The sequence below is a fragment of the Methylobacterium sp. Leaf89 genome (genome assembly GCF_001422215.1).
Taxonomy (GTDB): Bacteria; Pseudomonadota; Alphaproteobacteria; order Rhizobiales; family Beijerinckiaceae; genus Methylobacterium.
Map to the genome: position 1 here is coordinate 943659 of NZ_LMML01000029.1, position 19133 is coordinate 962791.

The following is a 19133-nucleotide window of genomic DNA, read 5'->3' on the forward strand; positions in this document are numbered from 1 at the left end:
ATCCGATCACACGCAGACGCGCCCGGCGAATGCCGCCTCCGTCCCGGCCCCGAGCCCGCCGCGTGGGCCATCCCCACGGGCTCGGGTGACGCGGTGCCGAGGGGCCTCGGCCGCGACGTCCCGACGAAGCCTGCCCAGGCCTCGGGCCGCGGCGCCGGCGATGCGGCTCCCGGTTTACACCCGGAAACAAAAATCCCGGCTTGAAACCTCGATTGCGTCGCGGCGTCACGGCTACAGAGGAACCGGTGGCATGCGACCACCGTGGTACACCAGCCTGAACGCGATCGCGTGGGAGCCGCATGGGCCTCGTCCAGTATGCTCTGAAGTTCCGCATCACGATCTACGTACTAGCCGTGCTGATGATGCTCGGCGGCGCGGCGGCGGTCGTGGTCGCGCCCAAGGACGTGCTGCCCACCGTGGATATCCCGGTGGTCGTGGTGGTGTGGACCTACAACGGCCTGTCGACCTCCGAGATGGAGCGTCGCATCACGACCTACGCGGAGTTCTCGCTCTCCAACAACGTTAACAACATCGCCCGGATGGAATCGACGACCCTGCAGGGCACGGCGATCCAGAAGATCTACTTCGACGGCGCGGTGAGCATCGATCTGGCCATCGCGCAGGTCGTCTCGGCGATGAACTCGATCCGCGCGACGATGCCGCCCGGGGTGCAGCCCCCCATCGTCCTGCGCTTCTCGGCCTCCTCGGTGCCGGTGATCCAGCTCGCGCTCTCCTCCGACCGGGAGAGCCTGACCAAGGTCTTCGACTACGCCCAGTATCGCATCCGCCAGCGCCTGACCCAGGTGCCGGGCTCGACCCTGCCCTCGCCCTTCGGCGGCACCCCGCGCCAGATCATGGTCGATCTCGACCTGCACGCCCTCCAGGCCCTCGGGCTCACGGCGCTGGACGTCACCAACGCGGTGACGGCCCAGAACCTGACGATCCCCTCCGGCCTCGCCAAGATCGGCGAGCAGCAATACCCGGTGCAGCTCAACGCCTCGCCCGAGGCGATCGAGGCCCTGAACCAGATCCCCATCAAGGTGGTGGGCGGCCAGCCGATCCTGGTGCGCGACGTCGCCAACGTGCGCGACGGCGGCCCGCCGCAGGTCAACATCGTGCGCGCGGACGGCCTGCATTCGGTGCTGATGCGCATCTTCAAGAACGGCACCGCCTCGACGCTGGATGTCGTCAACAACGTGAAGAAGGCGCTGCCCGACATCCAGGCCGCCGCCCCCGAGGGCATGAGCCTGAAGCCGCTGTTCGACCAGTCGGTCTTCGTCTCCGCCGCCATCGAGGGCGTGATCCACGAGGCGATCATCGCGGCGGGCCTGACGGGCCTCACCATCCTGCTGTTCCTCGGGTCGTGGCGCTCCACCATCGTGGTGCTGGTCTCGATCCCGCTCTCGATCCTGACCTCCCTGGCGATCCTGGCGGCGCTCGGCGAGACCATCAACGTGATGACGCTGGGCGGCCTCGCCCTGGCGGTCGGCATCCTGGTCGACGATGCGACGGTGGCGATCGAGAACACCTACCGGCTGTTTGAGGAGGGCGAGCCCTTCCGCAAGTCGGTGGTGGAGGGCGCGGCCGGCATCGCCAAGCCGGCGCTGATCTCGACCCTGTCGATCTGCGCCGCCTTCGTCTCGGTCTTCGCCCTCACGGACACGCCGAAATACCTGTTCACGCCCCAGGCCCTGGCGGTCGTGTTCGCCATGCTGACCTCCTACGTCCTGTCGCGCACCCTGGTCCCGGTGCTGATCGACGTGCTGGTGGCGCGGGAATACGACGCCAAGCACGGGGCGGGCACCACGCCGCGGCGGGGACGCGTCGCCCGCGCCCTCGCGTGGATCGGCGGCCCGGTCTTTCGGCTGGCCGGCTGGGTCCGCCACGGCTTCGAGGCGCGGTTCGCGCGCTTCCAACGCGGCTATCTCGGCCTGCTCCACGTCGTCGTCGCCCGCCGCGCCGCGACGCTGACCCTGGTGGCCGTCGTCTTCGCCACCACCGCCGGGCTCTTCGTCTTCGTGGGGCAGGACTACTTCCCGCAGGTCGCCTCGAGCCAGATGACCCTGCACCTGCGGACCCGGCCGGGGATGCGCATCGAGACGGCCGAGCAGGTCTTCGCCCAGGTCGAGAACGTGGTCCGCGAGGTGATCCCCGAGGGCGAGATCGACCAGATCCTCGACAATATCGGCCTGCCGGCGAACAACTACAATTTCGCGTTCTCGGACGGTTCGTTCGTCGCCTATAACGACGGCCAGATGCTCATCAACCTCAAAGAGGGCCACGGCTCGGTGGCGGATTACACCAAGCGCCTGCGCGAGGTCTTACGCGAGCGTTTCCCCGACGTGGTGTTCTACTTCCAGCCCTCGGACATCATCACCCAGATCCTGAACTTCGGCACCCTGGCGCAGATCGACATCCAGGTCTCGGGCCGCAACACCGCCAAGGACCTCGAGGTGGCCCAGAGCATCGTCCGCCGCCTGAAGGCGGTGCGCGGCGCCGTGGACGTGCACCTGCACCAGATCGTCGGCACGCCGCAATTCTTCGTCGACGTCGACCGGCGGCTCGCCTCGGAGCTCGGGCTGACCCAGCAGCAGATCGCCCAAGGGCTGAACGTCTCGCTGTCGGGCTCGTTTCAGGTGACGCCGAACTTCTGGACCGACCCGAAGACCGGCATCCCCTACCAGCTCTGGGTGCAGACGCCGGAATACCGCAACGACTCGCTCACCGCGCTCCAGAACACGCCGCTCCTCGTCAACGGCAATGCGGATGCGCCGGGCGTGCTGACGCTCCTCTCCAGCGTCTCGACCCTGCGCCGCGAGGGGTCGCAGACGGTGATCAACCACGTCAACACCCAGCCGACCTTCAACGTCTACGCAGCGGTGCAGGACAGCGATCTCGGCTCGGTGTCGAAGGCGATCCGCCGGATCGTCGCCGAGGAGCAGAAGGCCCTGCCGGCCCCCGACAAGATCACGGTCCGGGGCCAGATCGAGAACATGGAATCGGCCTTCTTCCGGCTTCAGGTCGGCCTCGCGATCGCGCTGGTAGCGGTCTACCTGCTGATGGCGGTGAACTTCCAGAGCTGGGGCGATCCCTTCGTGGTGCTGGCCGCCCTGCCGCTGGCCTTCTGCGGCATCGTCGCGAGCCTGTTCATCACCGGGACGACGTTCTCGATTCCCTCGCTCTTCGGGGCGATCATGTCGGTGGGCATCGCCTCCGCGAACTCGATCCTGCTGGTGACCTTCGCCAAGGAGCATCGCGAGGCCACGGGATGCGGCGCCGTCGAGGCGGCCCTGCTCGCCGGCGAGACCCGCCTGCGGCCGGTGCTGATGACCGCGAGCGCGATGTTCCTCGGCCTGATCCCGATGGCGCTGGGGACGGGGGAGGGCGGCGAGCAGAACGCGGCTTTGGCCCGGGCCGTCATGGGCGGCATCGCCATCGGCACGCCGGCGACGCTGCTCTTCGTGCCGTTCCTGTACACGCTCCTGCGCCGGGGCGCGGTCAAGCCGCTGGAGGATTACGCGTGAGCCGTTGGCGGGTCTGGAACAGGGATGGCAGGATGAGGCCCGGTTCGGCGATGGGACAGGCGTGATGCATCAGACCCACGATCCGTCCACCATCCCGCCGCCGCCCGGCAAGGCGCCCTTCCTGATCGCGGCCCTGGCCGCCCTCGGCCTGCTCGCCTGGGGCGGCTACGGCCAGATGCAGCGGCGCGCCGCCGCCTCCGAGACCCAGCGCAAGGTGAACAGCTTCGTGCCGGTGGTGCGGACCGCCACCGCGGAGCGAGCCGACAAGCCCATCGACATCACCCTGCCGGGGCAGACCGACGCCTTCGCCAAGGCGGCCCTCTACGCCCGCGCCACCGGCTACATCGCCGAGCGCCGGGTCGATATCGGCAGCCGTGTCCGCCAGGGCGACATCCTGATGCGCATCGCGGCGCCCGACCTCGACCAGCAGCTGGCTCAGGCGGAGGCGCAGACGGGACAGCTCGAGGCCGCGCTCCTGCAGGCCCGGTCCATGGTCGACCAGGCCAAGGCCAACGTGAACCTCGCCAACGTCACCAACAGCCGCACCTCCACCCTGGCGGGGCAGGGCTGGGCCTCGAAGCAGAACGCGGACAATTCCCAGGCCAGCGTGCTCAGCCAGGCCGCGACCCTCGCCTCGGCGGAAGCCGGTGTGAAGGTGGCCCAGGCCAACATCAAGGCCCAGGCGGCCACGGTGGAGCGCCTGCGGGCGCTCACCGGCTTCAAGGACATCATCGCGCCCTTCGACGGCGTGGTGACCCAGCGCGGCGTCGATGTCGGCGACCTCGTGCACGCCGACGGCACCGGGACCGCCCTGCTTTCCATGGACCGCGACGACATCCTGCGCGTCTCGGTCAACGTACCCCAGAACGTCGCCGTCGGGGTGAAGCCGGGGGTGGATGCGTCCATCAAGGTGCCGCAGATCGCCGACCGGACCTTCTCGGGCAAGGTCGAGCGCAGCTCGGTGGCGCTGCTGACCTCGTCGCGCACCCTGACGGCGCAGGTCGACGTCCCGAACACCGACGGCGCCCTGCGGGCCGGGCTCTACGTCTACGTCACCCTGAAGGTGCCGCGCACCGAACCGAACGTGCGGGTGCCGGCCGAGACCCTCGTCTTCAACCAGCGCGGCACCCAGGTGGCGGTGGCCCGCGACGACGGCACGGCGCAGTGGCGCACGGTGACGATCCGGCGCGACCTCGGCACCACGGTGGAGCTCGGCCAGGGCCTGGAGGGCGGCGAGGAGATCGTGCTCAGCCCCCCCGCCGACCTGCAGGACGGCCAGAAGATCGAGCGCAAGCCGCCGACCGCCGACGGCAAGCCGCTGAAATCGGCCGCGCGCTGAGGGCAGGCCCCCGGTTGCGCCGGCCCGCCCCGGCGTAGACAAGGCGGTCCCGGCGTCGCGCCAGCGACCCGCAGCGGACCCCTTCATGCCGGCCCCTCCCCACGCCGAGTCGCGCGACGGCTCCCGCTTCGCCTCGATCGCCGCGGCCATCACCTGCGTGGCGGTGGTCGGCATCGGCCTCAGCCTGACGATCCCGCTGCTCTCCATCGAGATGGCGCGTATGGGCGCGTCGAGCACCCTGATCGGGGTGAACACCGCCGTGGCGGGCCTCGCGGCCATCCTGACGGTGCCGTTCGTACCGCGCCTGGCGGCCCGGCTCGGCGTGCTGCCGCTCCTCGTGGGCGCCATCGTCCTCGGCGCCCTCTGCCTCGTCGCCTTCAAGCTCCTCCAGGGCATCGCCTGGTGGTTCGTGCTGCGCTTCGTGTTTTCCACGAGCCTCGGCGCCCTGTTCGTGCTCTCGGAGTTCTGGATCAACGCGGCGGCCCCGCCGGAGCGGCGCGGCCTGGTGATGGGCGTCTACGCCACGGTCCTGGCGCTGGGCTTCGCGGTGGGACCGACCCTGCTCACCGTCCTGGGGACGCAGGGCTACGCGCCCTATCTCGGCGGGGCCGGCCTGTTCCTCGTCGCCCTGGTCCCCCTCCTGCTGGCCCGGGGCCTGTCCCCGGTGATCGGGCACGGCGCGTCGCGCCCCTTCCACGCCTATCTGCGCCTCGCGCCCGCCGCCACCGCCGCGGCCCTGGTCTACGGGGCGGTGGAGACCGGCGGCTTCGCGATCCTGCCCCTCTACGGCCTGCGCCTCGGCTACGACGCCGAGACGGCGGCCGGCCTCGTCAGTGCGCTGGCGCTGGGCAACGTCCTCTTCCAGATCCCCTTCGGCTGGCTCGCCGACCGGGTCGACCGGCGCCTCGTCCTGCTCATGGCCGGGCTCGGCGGGGCCCTCGGGTCGATGCTGATACCCCTGGCGTCGACCTGGTTTCCGGCCCTCCTCGGATTGCTGTTCCTGTGGGGCGGCATCGCCGGGACGCTCTACACCGTGGGCCTCGCCCATCTCGGCGCCACCGTGCGGGGGCCGGAACTGGCGGGGGCCAACGCCGCCTTCGTGGTCCTCTACAATGTCGGTCTGATGCTCGGTCCGCCGCTCATCGGCGGGGGGATGGATCTGATCCCGCCCCAGGGGTTCGCCTACAGCCTCTGCCTGCTGTTCCTGGGCTACGCGATGGTCGTCGCCCTGGGCATCGTCCGCCATCCGACGTATGAGGCGCCTTGACGAATCCCGGCCGATGGGGCAATCACCCGCCGGTATTCAGCCGGCCACCGCCGGCCCTTTTGCGTTTCGCTGATGCGGAATGCCGCGATCACAGGAGCGCCGCGTCCATGGCCAAGGCCGTCACCGTTAAAGTCAAGCTGATCTCGACCGCCGACACGGGTTACTTCTACGTCACCAAGAAGAACTCCCGTACGCAGACCGAGAAGCTGTCGATGAAGAAGTACGACCCCGTCGTGCGCAAGCACGTCGACTTCAAGGAAACCAAGATCAAGTAAGCCCGCCGGCGCCTCGCGCCGCATCGGTGTCTTCTAGGCCGTTTCTCCGGGTGGGGAAGCGGCCTTTTCGTTTGCGCCGCGGGACGGTTGATGTGCCGCCCCGTTCGGGCGATGGAGAGCCCTCGGCGCTCCCACCCGCAGGATGAGTTCATGGCAGACGATCTGGACCGCACCTTCGACGTCGATCTGTTCGTCATCGGCGGCGGCTCCGGCGGCGTCCGGGCGGCCCGCATCGCGGCCGGCTACGGCGCCCGGGTCCAGCTCGCCGAGGAGTACCGGGTCGGCGGCACCTGCGTGATCCGCGGCTGCGTGCCGAAGAAGCTCATGGTCTATGCCGGGCGCTTCGCCGACGAATTCGAGGATGCCGCCGGCTTCGGCTGGTCGGTGCCCGAGCCGCGCTTCGACTGGCGCATCCTGAAGGCCCGGCGCGATGCCGAGGTGACGCGCCTGGAGGGCATCTACGACGCCAATCTCGGCCGGGCCGGCGTCACCGTCATCCCCGAACGGGCGGTGATCGAGGATGCGCACACCGTGCGCCTCGTCGGATCGGACCGCCGCGTCACCGCCCGCTTCATCCTCGTCGCGGTCGGGGCCCATCCGGTCAAGGAGCCGCTGATCCCGGGCGCCGAGCTCGCCATCACCTCCAACGAGGTCTTCGAACTGGAAACCCTGCCCGAGCGCATCCTGGTGGTGGGCGGCGGCTACATCGCCGTCGAGTTCGCCGGCGTCTTCGCCCATCTGGGCAGCCGCACCACCCTGCTGCACCGGGGCGACCGGCTCCTGCGGGGCTTCGACGACGAGCTCCGCGACGCCCTCGGCGAAGCCTATGCCAAGCGCATGGACCTGCGCCTCAACCGCACGGTGGAGCGCCTCGACCGGGCCGGGAGCGGCATCCGCGTCACCCTCGACGACGGCAGCACCCTGGAGGTCGATCAGGTCCTGACCGCCACGGGCCGGCGCCCGAACATCGCCGGCCTCGGTCTCGAGGCGGTCGGAATCGCCCCCGATGCCCGCGGCGCGATTCCGGTCGACGCCTTCTCGCGGACCCGCGTGCCGTCGATCTACGCGGTCGGCGACGTCACCGACCGGGCCGCGCTGACCCCGATCGCGATTCGCGAGGGCCACGCCTTCGCCGACACGGTGTTCGGCGACAAGCCGTGGTGCGTCGACCACGGCCTCATCCCCACGGCCGTCTTCTCGACCCCGGAGATCGGGGTCGTTGGCCACAACGAGGATGTGGCCCGTGACCTCTACGGCACCATCGACGTATACCGCTCGCATTTTCGCCCGATGAAGGCGACCCTGTCCGGCCGTGACGAGCGCGTGCTGATGAAGGTCGTGGTGGACCGCGCCAGCGACCGGGTCGTCGGCGTCCACGTCCTCGGCCACGATGCCGGCGAGATCATCCAGGCCGTGGGCATCGCCGTCACCATGGGTGCCACCAAGGCGGATTTCGACCGCACCATCGCGGTGCATCCCACGGCCGGCGAGGAACTCGTCACCATGCGCAGCCCCGTGGTGACGAAGCATCCGGTGGGCGTCGGCTAGCGCCCCGGGGGCCGAGAGCCCCGCGTCCGATCCGCCACCTGGACAGGCACGAGGATCGACCGCCGGTCAGCCCGGCGGCCACTTGAAGTCGTCGGCCCGGCCGGGCTGGGGCAGGGGGGCGGCGCCCCGCACCAGGGCGCGCTCGACGGTGCCCGAGGGATCGGCGTCGCGGGGGCGTCCGCTGATCAGCGTCCCCCCCGGCGTCACCTCGGCGCGGCCGAGGGGCACCACCGGGCCGGCGAGGGGCTTGACCGGCAGGGCCGGGATGCCGGGCGGCTCCGGCAGGCTCGGGAGCATCGCGGTGATCTGCCGGTCGATGGCGGCGGCATCGTCGAGCTTGGCCGCCTCGCCTTCCAGCGGCGGCTGCGGCGCCACCGCCACGGGGGCGGCGAGCGCCGGCTGGGCCGGCGGCGCACCCGTGCCCATCATCCGCTTCAGCTCGACGTCGGCGAAATGCGCCATCTTGCGCGCGCCCGCCTTGGTGAAGTGGACACCGTCGGCCGTGCGCAGCTTGGCTTCCTGACCTTCCAGGTCGGGCCCCGTCGCGGTGTAGCGGTTGCGGTCGTCGACGAAGCCGGGCCAGATATCGACGTAGGTCTGGCCGGCCTTGGCCACGCGCTCGCGGTAGATGTCGTTGATCGCGGCGATGTCCTTCGTCAGGGATTCGCTGCGCATGGGCGGAGCCCCGACCCAGATCAGCGGGATCTTCGCGTCCGTGAACACCTTGATCAGGGCGTCGACGCGCTCGGCATAGAGGGTGCGCCAGCGGTCGCTCAAGGGATCGAGGGTCTGGTCGCCCTCCCGGATGGGCTGGCGATCGTTCGATCCCATCATGACGAGGGCATAGGTGGTCTTCGGGTTGGCCTTCAGAAACTCCTCGGCGGCCTTCGGCCAGTCGACCACATCCTTCCGCACGAGGCCGCTATCGGCCTTCGAGCGATCGACCACGCCGATCTCCGTATTGTCCTCGAAGACGTTCGACAGGCCGCCGCCGAGGTGGCCGGCCAGGGTATCGCCGAAGACCGCGATCCGCGTCGTCGGCTCGGCCTTCGGCGCGACCGGCTTCGGCTGGGCCACGACCGGGGCCGGGCGGGGACGGCGCCGGACGGCGCGCCCGTCATCGTGGCTTGAGCGCCCGTCATCGGCATATCCCCGATTGCGCGGCGGCGCCGGGCGGGCGCTCGGCACGGGGGCGACCTGGGGCGGGGCGGGGCGATCCTCCCAGGGCCAGTAGAACTGGCGCGGCGCCTCCTGGGGCGGAGGCGCGTAGCGCCGGTTCGCCTGGCGGGCGGCGTAGCCGTCGTCGTCCCGGTAATAATCCCGGGCCCGGCGGCGGGGGGATTGGTAGTCGCCGCCCCGGGGCGCGTCGTAGGAATCGCCCCATTGCGCACAGGCCGGCCCGGCGCCGGCGAGGAGCAGGGACAGACCGGAGAGGAAACACCAGGCCGCGCGCGATGCCGGCAAGGTCATGGGACGCCTCGATCAATCGGACCGGAGGACCGGTCGGGTGGCCGACACCTTAGAGGAGGATGCCGCCGAGGTCTAAGGCCGCCCCCGCAGGTGTTCCAGCAACCGCGGCGTCGCGTAGCCGTCTGCCGGCAGGCCCTCGGCGATCTGGTACTGCCGCACCGCCTCCCGCAGCTTTGGTCCGGCGCGCCCGTCCGCCTCGCCCGCGTAGAGGCCGCGCTCCGTGAGGCCCGCCTGGAGGGCTTGCAGCCCCGCCTTGTCGAGGCGTGCGTCGCGGACCGGCCAGGGCGCGGCAAGGACCGGCCCGCCGGCCAGTCGGTCGGCGAGATGCCCCACCGCCAACGCGTAGGAATCCGAGGTGTTGTAGGCGCGGACCACCTCGAAATTGTCGGTGATCAGGAAGACCGGCCCCCGGAGGCCGCCCGGCAGGAACAGGCTGGCGGTGCCCGCATCCGGCAGGGCCTGACCGTCGGTGCGTCGAACCCCGCGCCGGGCGAAATCCGCGAGGCCGCCGCGATAACGGGCGAGATCGAACCCCGCCGGCAGGGTGACCGCGTAGCCCCAGGAGAAGGCCGGGTTCCAGCCCAGGGTTTTGAGGTAGGCGGCGATGGAGGCCAGGGCGTCCGCTTCCGATCCCCAGATGTCGCGGTGCCCGTCGCCGTCGAAATCCACCGCATGGGCCAGGAAGCTGGACGGCAGGAACTGCACCTGCCCCATGGCCCCGGCCCAGGAACCCTTCATATGCTCCGGCGTGACGTCGCCCCGCTCCAGGATGGTGAGGGCGGCCAGGAGTTCATCGCGGAACAGCGTGCCGCGGAACCGCGCCTCCGCCAGGGTCGCGAGGGCCCAGATCGTCGGGACGCTGCCGCCGCTTGCGCCGAAATCCGACTCGACGCCCCAGAACGCCAGCACGATCCAGCGCGGCACGCCGTAGCGCGCCTCGATCCGCGCGAGGACGGACGCGAGCCGCTTGGCGTGGGCCTGCCCCCGGGCGATCCGGCCGGGCGAGACTGCGCCGACGAGGTAGTCCCAGACCGGACGCCCGAACTCGCCCTGCTTGCGCGTGCGGGCGAGGATGTCGGGATCAGGTCCGGACATCCCCGCGAAGGCCGCCGAGAAGGTCCGGGCCGAGACGCCCCGCGCCTCGGCCTCCGGTCGCAGCGCGGCGATGAAGGCGGCGAAGCGGGACTGTGCTTCCGCCGTCGTTGCGGCCGGTACAGGCTGACCGCCCGCCGCCAGCACCGGGCCGGCCCCGAGCATGCCCGCAAGGGCGAGCGGCGCCCAGCCCCTCACAGACGGTTGCGCCGGGTCAGGGTCTCTTCCCAGGCGAAAGCCTGGGCGACGATCCGGTCGAGGTCGTCGTTCTGCGGCGTCCAGCCGAGATCGCGGATGCGCTGGGCCTCGGCGACGATCTGGGCCGGATCGCCGGGACGGCGCGGCGAGAGCCGAACCTCGAAGTCGCGTCCCGAGACCCGCTTGACCACGTCGATCACCTCGAGGACCGAGTAGCCGCGCCCGTAGCCGCAGTTCAGGGTCAGGCTCTCGCCGCCGGACCGCAGGTGGTTCAGGGCGACGCGATGGGCCTCGGCGAGGTCGGAAACCTGGATGTAGTCCCGCAGGCACGAACCATCCCGCGTCGGGTAATCGGTGCCGAAGATCTCGAGATGCGTCCGCTGCCCGAGGGCGGCCTGGGTCGCGACCTTGATGAGGTGGGTGGCGTTGGGCGTCGATTGCCCCGTGCGGCCCCGCGGGTCGGCCCCGGCCACGTTGAAGTAGCGCAGGATGACGTAGGAGAAGCCGTGGGCCTTGGCCGCATCGGCGATCATCCACTCGCTCATCAGCTTGGAGCGTCCGTACGGATTGATCGGCGACGGCCGCAGATCCTCCGGCACCGGCACGACCTCCGGCTCGCCGTAGACCGCAGCCGTCGAGGAGAAGATCACGTGCTTGACCCCGCAGCGAACCGCCGTTTCGATCAAGGCCCGGGTCTTGACGGTATTGGCCAAGTAATACTGCAGGGGATCCGCGACCGAATCCGGCACGACGATGCGCGCGGCGAAGTGCGCGATGGCGTCGATACGATGCTGGAGGATGACTTCCGTAAGGAGCGACTGGTCGGCGACATCGCCGATGACGAGCTTCACCTCAGGTGGAAGCGCCCAGTCGAACCCGGTTGAAAGGTCGTCGAGGACCACAACCTCCTCGTGCCCGGCGTCGAGCAGTGCCAGCACCATGTGGCTGCCGATATAGCCCGCACCGCCCGTCACAAGAACCGCCATGACACCTTCTCCCCAAACGTTTCACTGACGATATATCGGAAAACGAGCTTGTCGGTTATGCCCGTTACGTCGATGGCTCTATCGCCTTCCCTGGGCGGAGGCTGTACCGAGGCAACGTCAATCCACTCGGGGTCTTCCTCACCTCCCCTCGCTACCGGGTCTCGCTTGATGAAACCGATTCGCAAAGCCGTCCTGCCCGTCGCCGGCTTGGGCACCCGCTTCCTTCCGGCCACCAAGGCCGTTCCGAAGGAGATGCTCACCGTCGTCGACCGGCCGGTCGTTCAGCACGTCGTCGACGAGGCCCGCGAAGCGGGGATCGAGCACTTCATCTTCGTCACGGGACGCGGCAAGGCAGTCATCGAAGACCACTTCGACGTTGCCTTCGAGCTCGACCGGATGCTGCAGGAGCGGGGCAAGACCGAGGCCTACGAGGCCCTGAAGCGCGACCTCCCGGCCGCGGGCCAGACCAGCTTCACCCGCCAGCAATCGCCGCTCGGCCTCGGGCACGCCGTCTGGTGCGCCCGCGAGATCGTCGGCGACGAGCCCTTCGCGGTGCTGCTGCCCGACATGCTGAGCCGCGGCTGCATGCAGCAGATGCTCTCCGCCTACGAGCGCCACGGCGGCAACGTCATCGCGGTCGAGGAGGTGAAGCCCGAGGAGACGCACCAGTACGGCATCGTCGGCGTCGGCCAGACCTTCGGCCAGACCTTCGAGATCAACGGCATGGTGGAGAAGCCGAAGGCCGGCACCGCGCCCTCGAACTTCATCATCTCCGGGCGCTACATCCTCCAGCCCGAGATCTTCGACATCCTGTCGGCGGGGGAGACGGGCGCCGGCGGCGAGATCCAGCTCACCGACGCCATGATCAAGCTCGCCAAGGACCAGGCCTTCTTCGGCATGCACTACCAGGGCCGGACCTACGATACCGGCTCGAAGCTTGGATTCCTCACCGCGAACATCGCCTACGCCCTCGAGCGCAAGGACCTCTCGGAGGCCCTCAAGGCCGAGATCGCGCAGCTTCTGAGCGAGCACTGAGATCGCGCCCCGGCGCGGCCTGCTCGGTGCCTCAGGGAACGCCGAGCCCAAGCTCCAGAAAACGGGTTGAACGACGTGCAAAGGCCTTGATTTTTGTGCGTCGCACTTTAGATTGTGCGTTGCGGGACCGCGATGGCGTCGCGGTTCGGCAGCCCTTCTTGGGCGTTTCCTCCCTAGACTTCGGGCCGCTCTTCGGAGCGGCCTTTTTTTGTACCTGCTCCGGACGGTGCAGACGGACGCCCCAGGCACGACGCGCCTTGGGCTCCGCGCGCGACCCGGGGTTCGGGCGCGCGATCACGCGCGCACGCATGCCTGTGAAACGGGTGGAAGGATTTGCACGCGATCCGGCATTCGGGATCGCGGAGCGAGGGCTCGGCCTCAGGCCGCAGGATATCGGTGGAGGCGCCTCTGGAAGGCGCGCGAGCCGGCCGCGCCTAGGGCTGCGGTCGGCTCGCGGGACGACGGACGCGACGGCGCCGGCGGGTCGTTTCAGTTCAGGTAGGTCCGGATCCAGTTCGGCGACAGCACCTCGCCATCCTCCGTGATGATCCAGGGCTGCTTGGCCGGATCAGACAGGGCGCCGGCGGCAGCCTCGATGGCCTCACGCAGGGTCCGGTAGCGCGCGGGCTGAGCGAGGGGAGCCGGAACCGGAGCGGTACGCCAGATCGTCAGATCGGCGGGACGTTCCAGGGCTTGGGTTTCCATGTGTGTGTTCCTTTGATCGTGAGGGTCGTTCCCCGCGATGCCGGCTGCCCGGCGAAAGGTCTGTACGACCTCGAACCTGAACATTTGCTGCGGGACGTCTATCCGGGTGAATGGAAGCATCTCTAAGGCAGCTTTGAGGTCATTTCAGACAGGGATGAAATGCTCATCCGCACCTGAACGCTCCCCCCCTCATACAAAGCGCGCCGTTGCTGATCAGCGCGCAGAATATGGCTGCTTTTGGACGCCCTCTCGTTCTGTTTGTCGCCTCGGCTGACAATGTCGAGCCGTTGTTTATCTTTCGCCACAACCGGTTTCGGTGTGCTGACGCACCCTGGCCCGTCACGGTACCGAGCCAGTTGAAGGCTATTGCGTCACCGCCCAGTTAATGGCGATGCGACGCGATGCGGTTTTCGCAGCATGGTGAAGAGGATGACACATGCCCGATCGGTCTCCCCCGCGGCCGGCGGATCGCTTCCTGCGCTGGGCCGCGGCTGCAGCCCTTGGCCTGCTCGCGCTCTTCGTGGCGCAGCCCTACCTGACCGGCTTCCTGTTTTCGGCGGACACCGCGCGGGCGATCACCGCCCGCGGCGATCTGGCGCCCGCCGAGACGGCGACGGTAGAGCTTTTCGCCCGCGCCAGCCCGTCCGTGGTTCATGTCTTCGTGCAGGCCGCGGCCCAGGGGCGGGCCCTGATGGGGGTCGACAACGAGGGCGTTGAGCCGGGCGGCGGCTCGCAGACCGGGACCGGTTTCATCTGGGATGCGGCCGGGCACATCGTCACCAACAACCACGTGGTCGCGGCGGCTGCGCAGGGTGGGGGTGCCATCGCGGTCCGCCTGTCCTCCGGCGAGGTCGTATCGGCGAGCCTCGTCGGCGCCGCCCCGAGCTACGATCTGGCCGTCATTCGCCTGGGGCGCACCACCGCGGCCCTGCAGCCCCTGGCCATCGGCACTTCGGCCGACCTCAAGGTCGGCCAGTCGGTCTTCGCCATCGGCAACCCGTTCGGCCTCGACCACACCCTGACCACCGGCGTGATCAGCGCCCTGCAGCGTCGCCTGCCCACCAGCGCGGGACGCGAGCTTTCCGGCGTCATCCAGACCGATGCGGCGATCAACCCGGGCAATTCCGGCGGTCCGCTCCTCGACTCCGCCGGGCGCCTCATCGGCGTGAACACCGCCATCTTCTCGCCCTCCGGGGCGAGCGCCGGCATCGGCTTTGCCATCCCGGTCGATGTCGTGAACCGGGTCGTGCCCGAGCTCATCCGCAACGGACGGACGCGCAATCCCGGCATCGGCATCATCGCGGGGCAGGAGGCGACCGCGGCCCGCCTCGGAATCGACGGGGTGGTGGTCCTGCGCGTGCTGCGCGGCTCTCCGGCCGCTGCGGCCGGCCTGCAGGGCGTCGACGCGCAGACGGGCGAGATCGGCGACATCATCGTGGGGGCCGGCAACCGGCCGGTCCACCGCCTCGCCGATCTCACCGCCGCCATGGAGGCGGCCGGTCTCGGCGCCTCGGTCGACCTGATCGTGGAGCGGGACGGGCGCACGCGCCGGGTCCGCGTCACCACCACGGACGTGGCGGAGAGCCGGCTCTGAGGCCGGGCCCTCGTCACGCCGCGCAGCGCTCGCTAAAGCGACCCATCGCCCAGTGAAAGTGACCCATGGTCAGCCACCGCCCCTCCTGCGCCGTCCTGCTCTGGCTGGCCGGTGTCCTCGCCGCCGGTGCCGCCGAGCGTACAAAGCCCCATCTCTGCCCGGAGAATGCCCCCGAGGGCGTCCGCCTGCCGCCCCAGCCCGGCTGCGCCGCGGCGGGCCCGAAGCCGGCAGCGCCGGACAGCCAGGGGTTCCGTGACGTCGGCGGGGTGAAGCTGCGCGTCGGCGGCCGGATCGGTGCCGAGCACGGGTTCGCCCGGTGACGTTCCTTGCCGGAGCGGTCGCGCTCCTTCTCCTGTGGTGGTTCGGGCGGAACCTGAAGATCCGCCATCCGGCCCTGACGGCGCGCGTCCTGCGGCAGGTGGGGGGCTACGCCGCCCTCGCGCTGGCGGCCCTCTTCCTAGTGCGGGGCCGGCTCGAGTTCGCCATCCTGCTCGGGGGCGGTGCCATCTGGCTGCTGGAGGGGTCGGCGGGCTTGAACCGCCGGGTCCGGAGCCTTGCCGCCCGCTACGATCCGCGCCGGCTCTCGGGGGCCACCATCCGCTTCGATGCAGCGGGGGAGGGGATCGCCCTGGCAGGTCCCTATGCCGGCCAACCCCTGTCGGTGATTCCGCTGCCCGCCCTCGTCGCCCTGTTCGGACGCGATGCCGACACCGCCCGTCGGCTAGAGGCGTATCTCGACCGCCGGCATCCCGGTTGGCGTGTAGACGCTCAGGGCAATCCCGACCCGGGGCCGCGCCGCGCGGCGTATCCAGGGGCGATGACGGAGCAGGAGGCCTATGAGATCCTGGGGCTTGAGCGCGGGGCGTCCCTGGAGCAGGTCCGCGCGGCTCACCGGACGCTGATGAAGCGGCTGCACCCCGACCAAGGAGGCACGGCCGAGCAGGCGGCCCGCGTCAACGCGGCCCGTGACAGGCTTAACAACCGACATCGCTGATACTCCACGCGCGTTGTCAGACAGGGAATGTCGAGAGTACGGACGTCCGGCGATACGAACCGGGCGCCCGTGTCCTGAGCCGGAACGCCCGAAGGGGCGCCGGTCCCTTGCGAACCCGTCAGCGCGAACTCAGCTGCGGGTGGCGAAGCAATTGAAGCCGTTGCGCTTCAGCGCGTTGCAGGCATCCTGTGCGCTGTCCTGCTCGGCGAAGCCCGAGAACCGGGCGCGGAACAGGGTCGCGCCGCCATGCTCGACCTTCACCGTATAGGGCGAAGCCTTCGAGAGCGCGCCGCCGGCCCGGCTGCGGGCCTCGGACAGCATGGATTTCGCCTTGTCCTCGTCGTCCATGGCGCCGAGCTGGATGACCCAGGCCGTGGGGGTGATCCGCGCGCCGGAAACCGGTTTCGCTGCCTCGGCGCGAGGACCGTCGATGGACGCCAAGCGGGCATCGCTCTTGCCGCCGGCCGGGAAGGCGGCCTGGCCGCCCGCCGGCGCATAGGCCTGCGCCGAGGACGGGAGCGCGCCGGAGCGCCACTTCATGCCGGCGCTGCCGGGCGTCGTGGTGGCGGTGCGGGCGGGGCTGATATCGAGAGGCTGGCCAGCGCGCAGGGTCGACGCCGTGGTCTCAACATCCTCGTCGTCGGCGGAAGCCACCTGCGTCCGGGTGCGCGAGGCGCCGTCGGCGACCACGGCCGGGCGGGCGCGCTCCGCGACCTCGATGGTCGAGGGAGCCTGGCGGGCGCCGGCATAGGCGCGGGGCAGGGACTGGCGGACGAGGTCGGCCATGATCCGGTCGCGGCTGGCGCCGGATTTGCCGCCCAGCACGATCGCCACGATCTGACGGTCGTCGAGCTTGGCCGCCGTCATCAGGTTGAAGCCGGAATCGCGGGTGTAGCCGGTCTTGATCCCGTCCACGCCCTGGACATTGCCGAGGAGGCGGTTGTGGTTGCCGATGACCCGGCCGCGGAAAGCGAAGGAGCGGGTCTGGAAGTACTTGTAATAGCGCGGGAAGCGATCCTGGATCGCCCGAGCGAGGATCGTGAGATCGCGCGCCGTGGTGATCTGGTCGGCATCCGGCAGACCAGAGGCATTGGCATAGTGGGTGCGGCTCATGCCGAGGGCCTTGGCCTTCTGCGTCATCATTTCGGCGAAGCGGGGTTCCGAGCCGGCGATGTTCTCGCCGATGGCGCAGGCCACATCGTTGGCCGACTTCGTCACGATCGCCTTGATCGCGTCCTCGACCTCGATGGTGGAACCCGGCCGCAGGCCGAGCTTCGAGGGGGCCTGGGAGGCCGCGAAGGACGAGATGGTGAGCGGCGACTCGAGGGTGTAGCGTCCGCGCTCCAGCTGTTCGAACAGCATGTAGAGCGTCATCACCTTGGTGATGGAGGCCGGGTGGCGCAGCGAATCCTCGTTGATCGCGTGCAGCGTCTTGCCGGTCTTCACGTCCACCACCATGGCGGCGTAGGGCGGATTGTAGCCGCCACCGCCGCCACCGCGGTGATGATGGCCACGTCGCGCCTCGGCCGGGGAGGCGAGGGCGGCCAGGACGGCGGCTGCGGCGATCGCGGCCGAGAGGGCAGGCACCCGGCCGACGCGGGGAGTATGGCTACGCATCACGACTCACTGCCTCGACATGCACGACCCGCGGGCCGGCTTGCACCGCAACATCTCGGCGGGGGTGCGGCCGTGCCGCCGTAACCCCGCAACATCTGTCAATCAGGCTAGGTGGACGCAGTTACGGCCCGGTTAATGCAGCGAGACCAATTCGCCGGATCCGACTGTCATATTGCGGTGCAATATATCGCTTGACGTTTTATATTGCATCGCACACAAACGGCCCCGGCCGGTCTCGGCCTCGCGGGCAATGGCCCGACACATCAGGGTAAGCCCCGCGGGGGCGGAAGGATCGTCAGATGACGCAGATGTACGAGAAGGCCGCCGAGATGAACAAGGCCGGCCTCGCCACTGTGATGAAGAGCGTCTCCTCGCTCGCCAAGACCCATCAGACCGCCAGCATTGAGATGGCCGATTTCGCCAAGGAATCCTACAGCGCCGGCGCCGCGGCGATGAAGAAGCTCGCCACCGCGCGCACGCTCCAGTCCGCCCTGGCGATCCAGGCTGAGTACCTCAAGGCGTCCTACGAGCGCCTCCAGAACCAAGCCAAGGTGATGACCGACTTGTACCAGGGCCTCGCCCAGGAGGTCGGCGCGCCGCTCCAGACCAAGGCGCCGTTCGACCTCAAGATTTTCTTCGATCCGAAGACCTTGTTCGATCCGAAGACGTTCTTCAATCCGAAGGCCTTCGATCTCAAGGCTTCCCCAAAGCTTCCCGGCTTCTCCATGGCCGACCAGAAGGCAGCCTGACACACGGCTTTCCCGCGTCGGGCGAACGGTCCCGCCGCGAGCCCAGACGTTTTGCCAGTCCGGCCCCGTGCGATCGATCGCACGGGGCCATTTTCGTGTTCGGGACCGGGCGATCGCGGAACACCGTCCGGGCGGTTCGGAACGCCGGTCCGCGGCCGTCTCGGACAAGTGCGCGCAGCCGACTGGCGAAGCAGCCGATGGCCCTATAGATTACCAGCGATGCGAGCGCGCCTCGCCGGCGCGACCCGCGGATGAAGCAGCCACCAAGCAGCATGCCGCACCAAGGGGTCGATGCGATTCAGATGACCGACGTCCTGATACGGGGCAGCGAATCCTCACGCGCGGACGGCCCCGAGACCTTCACGCTCCAGCGTCGCGTCACCGATGTGCGGGCGACGGACGAGCCACGCGAACCGGGTGGTACGGATGACGGCCGGTCCGGAACCGCCATCATCACCCGCACCAAGCCGAAGACCAAGCGACCGAGCCTCTACCGGGTTCTCTTGCTGAACGACGACTACACTCCCCAGGAGTTCGTCGTCCACGTCGTCGAGAAATTCTTCAACAAGTCGCAGGAAGTCGCGTTTCAGATCATGATGCACGTACACCACAACGGTGTCGGCGAGTGCGGGATCTTCACGTACGAAGTTGCGGAGACCAAGGTGACGCAGGTCATGGACTTCGCCCGCAAACACCAACATCCTCTCCAGTGCGTTATGGAAAAGAAATAGGCACCCCAC

At 69.4% G+C, this 19133-nt stretch carries 16 protein-coding genes; 11 read left to right on the forward strand and 5 right to left on the reverse strand.

The window, feature by feature from the left end; all coding sequences use genetic code 11:
* Nucleotides 1–299: 299 nt before the first annotated feature.
* The 5 genes from ASF18_RS19785 to gor all read left to right on the forward strand — a co-directional run bounded on the left by ASF18_RS19785 (nucleotide 300) and on the right by gor (nucleotide 7953).
* On the forward strand, nucleotides 300–3524 hold the full coding sequence (locus ASF18_RS19785; RefSeq protein WP_056354308.1) for an efflux RND transporter permease subunit: 3225 nt from the start codon (nucleotides 300–302) through the stop codon (nucleotides 3522–3524).
* Between the two features lie 64 nt (nucleotides 3525–3588).
* Nucleotides 3589–4863, forward strand: a complete 1275-nt coding sequence (locus ASF18_RS19790) for an efflux RND transporter periplasmic adaptor subunit (protein WP_056354311.1) — start codon at nucleotides 3589–3591, stop codon at nucleotides 4861–4863.
* A gap of 85 nt (nucleotides 4864–4948) precedes the next feature.
* The gene (locus tag ASF18_RS19795; RefSeq protein WP_056212829.1) at nucleotides 4949–6130 is read left to right on the forward strand and encodes an MFS transporter; all 1182 of its coding nucleotides are present in this window, start codon (nucleotides 4949–4951) and stop codon (nucleotides 6128–6130) included.
* 107 nt (nucleotides 6131–6237) lie between these two features.
* Nucleotides 6238–6405: a 50S ribosomal protein L33 gene (gene rpmG, locus ASF18_RS19800; RefSeq protein ID WP_018044575.1), complete on the forward strand. Its 168-nt coding sequence runs from the start codon at nucleotides 6238–6240 to the stop codon at nucleotides 6403–6405.
* A 150-nt stretch (nucleotides 6406–6555) separates the two neighbouring features.
* The gene (gene gor / locus ASF18_RS19805; RefSeq protein WP_056354314.1) at nucleotides 6556–7953 is read left to right on the forward strand and encodes a glutathione-disulfide reductase; all 1398 of its coding nucleotides are present in this window, start codon (nucleotides 6556–6558) and stop codon (nucleotides 7951–7953) included.
* A gap of 66 nt (nucleotides 7954–8019) precedes the next feature.
* Here gor and ASF18_RS19810 read toward each other — a convergent pair whose 3' ends face one another.
* From ASF18_RS19810 to galE, 3 genes are all read right to left on the reverse strand, one after another.
* Nucleotides 8020–9423, reverse strand: coding sequence for an SGNH family hydrolase (locus ASF18_RS19810; RefSeq protein ID WP_056354317.1), 1404 nt, complete (start codon nucleotides 9421–9423; stop codon nucleotides 8020–8022).
* A 72-nt stretch (nucleotides 9424–9495) separates the two neighbouring features.
* Complete coding sequence (locus ASF18_RS19815; RefSeq protein ID WP_244472761.1) at nucleotides 9496–10713, reverse strand: lytic murein transglycosylase; 1218 nt, start codon at nucleotides 10711–10713, stop codon at nucleotides 9496–9498.
* Entirely contained in the window at nucleotides 10710–11699 is a 990-nt protein-coding gene (gene galE, locus ASF18_RS19820) for a UDP-glucose 4-epimerase GalE (protein ID WP_056354320.1), read from the reverse strand. The genes ASF18_RS19815 and galE overlap by 4 nt, the downstream gene beginning before the upstream one ends.
* A gap of 168 nt (nucleotides 11700–11867) precedes the next feature.
* Here galE and galU point away from each other — a divergent pair, with 168 nt between their 5' ends.
* Nucleotides 11868–12734: a UTP--glucose-1-phosphate uridylyltransferase GalU gene (gene galU, locus ASF18_RS19825; protein WP_056272316.1), complete on the forward strand. Its 867-nt coding sequence runs from the start codon at nucleotides 11868–11870 to the stop codon at nucleotides 12732–12734.
* 489 nt (nucleotides 12735–13223) lie between these two features.
* On the opposite strand, the gene ASF18_RS19830 is transcribed toward galU, so the two are convergent.
* Nucleotides 13224–13439, reverse strand: coding sequence for a hypothetical protein (locus tag ASF18_RS19830; protein ID WP_055953370.1), 216 nt, complete (start codon nucleotides 13437–13439; stop codon nucleotides 13224–13226).
* 436 nt (nucleotides 13440–13875) lie between these two features.
* Here ASF18_RS19830 and ASF18_RS19835 point away from each other — a divergent pair, with 436 nt between their 5' ends.
* The 3 genes from ASF18_RS19835 to ASF18_RS19845 all read left to right on the forward strand — a co-directional run bounded on the left by ASF18_RS19835 (nucleotide 13876) and on the right by ASF18_RS19845 (nucleotide 16027).
* Nucleotides 13876–15033, forward strand: coding sequence for a trypsin-like peptidase domain-containing protein (locus ASF18_RS19835; protein WP_056354323.1), 1158 nt, complete (start codon nucleotides 13876–13878; stop codon nucleotides 15031–15033).
* A 65-nt stretch (nucleotides 15034–15098) separates the two neighbouring features.
* Nucleotides 15099–15353 carry a hypothetical protein gene (locus ASF18_RS19840; protein ID WP_056354326.1) on the forward strand — a complete coding sequence of 85 codons (255 nt, stop codon included), beginning with the start codon at nucleotides 15099–15101 and terminating at the stop codon, nucleotides 15351–15353.
* The gene (locus tag ASF18_RS19845; protein WP_056354329.1) at nucleotides 15350–16027 is read left to right on the forward strand and encodes a DnaJ domain-containing protein; all 678 of its coding nucleotides are present in this window, start codon (nucleotides 15350–15352) and stop codon (nucleotides 16025–16027) included. Before ASF18_RS19840 ends, ASF18_RS19845 begins: the two co-directional genes overlap by 4 nt.
* A 129-nt stretch (nucleotides 16028–16156) precedes the next feature.
* Here the strand turns inward: ASF18_RS19845 and ASF18_RS19850 are convergent, their stop codons facing one another.
* Nucleotides 16157–17644 carry a D-alanyl-D-alanine carboxypeptidase gene (locus ASF18_RS19850; protein WP_056354332.1) on the reverse strand — a complete coding sequence of 496 codons (1488 nt, stop codon included), beginning with the start codon at nucleotides 17642–17644 and terminating at the stop codon, nucleotides 16157–16159.
* A gap of 299 nt (nucleotides 17645–17943) precedes the next feature.
* Between ASF18_RS19850 and ASF18_RS19855 the strand changes: the two genes are divergently transcribed.
* A complete protein-coding gene (locus tag ASF18_RS19855; protein WP_082487750.1) occupies nucleotides 17944–18393 on the forward strand; it encodes a phasin family protein in 450 nt (149 codons plus the stop codon).
* Nucleotides 18394–18779: 386 nt separating this feature from the next.
* Complete coding sequence (gene clpS, locus ASF18_RS19860) at nucleotides 18780–19124, forward strand: ATP-dependent Clp protease adapter ClpS (RefSeq protein ID WP_055953857.1); 345 nt, start codon at nucleotides 18780–18782, stop codon at nucleotides 19122–19124.
* Nucleotides 19125–19133: the final 9 nt, after the last annotated feature.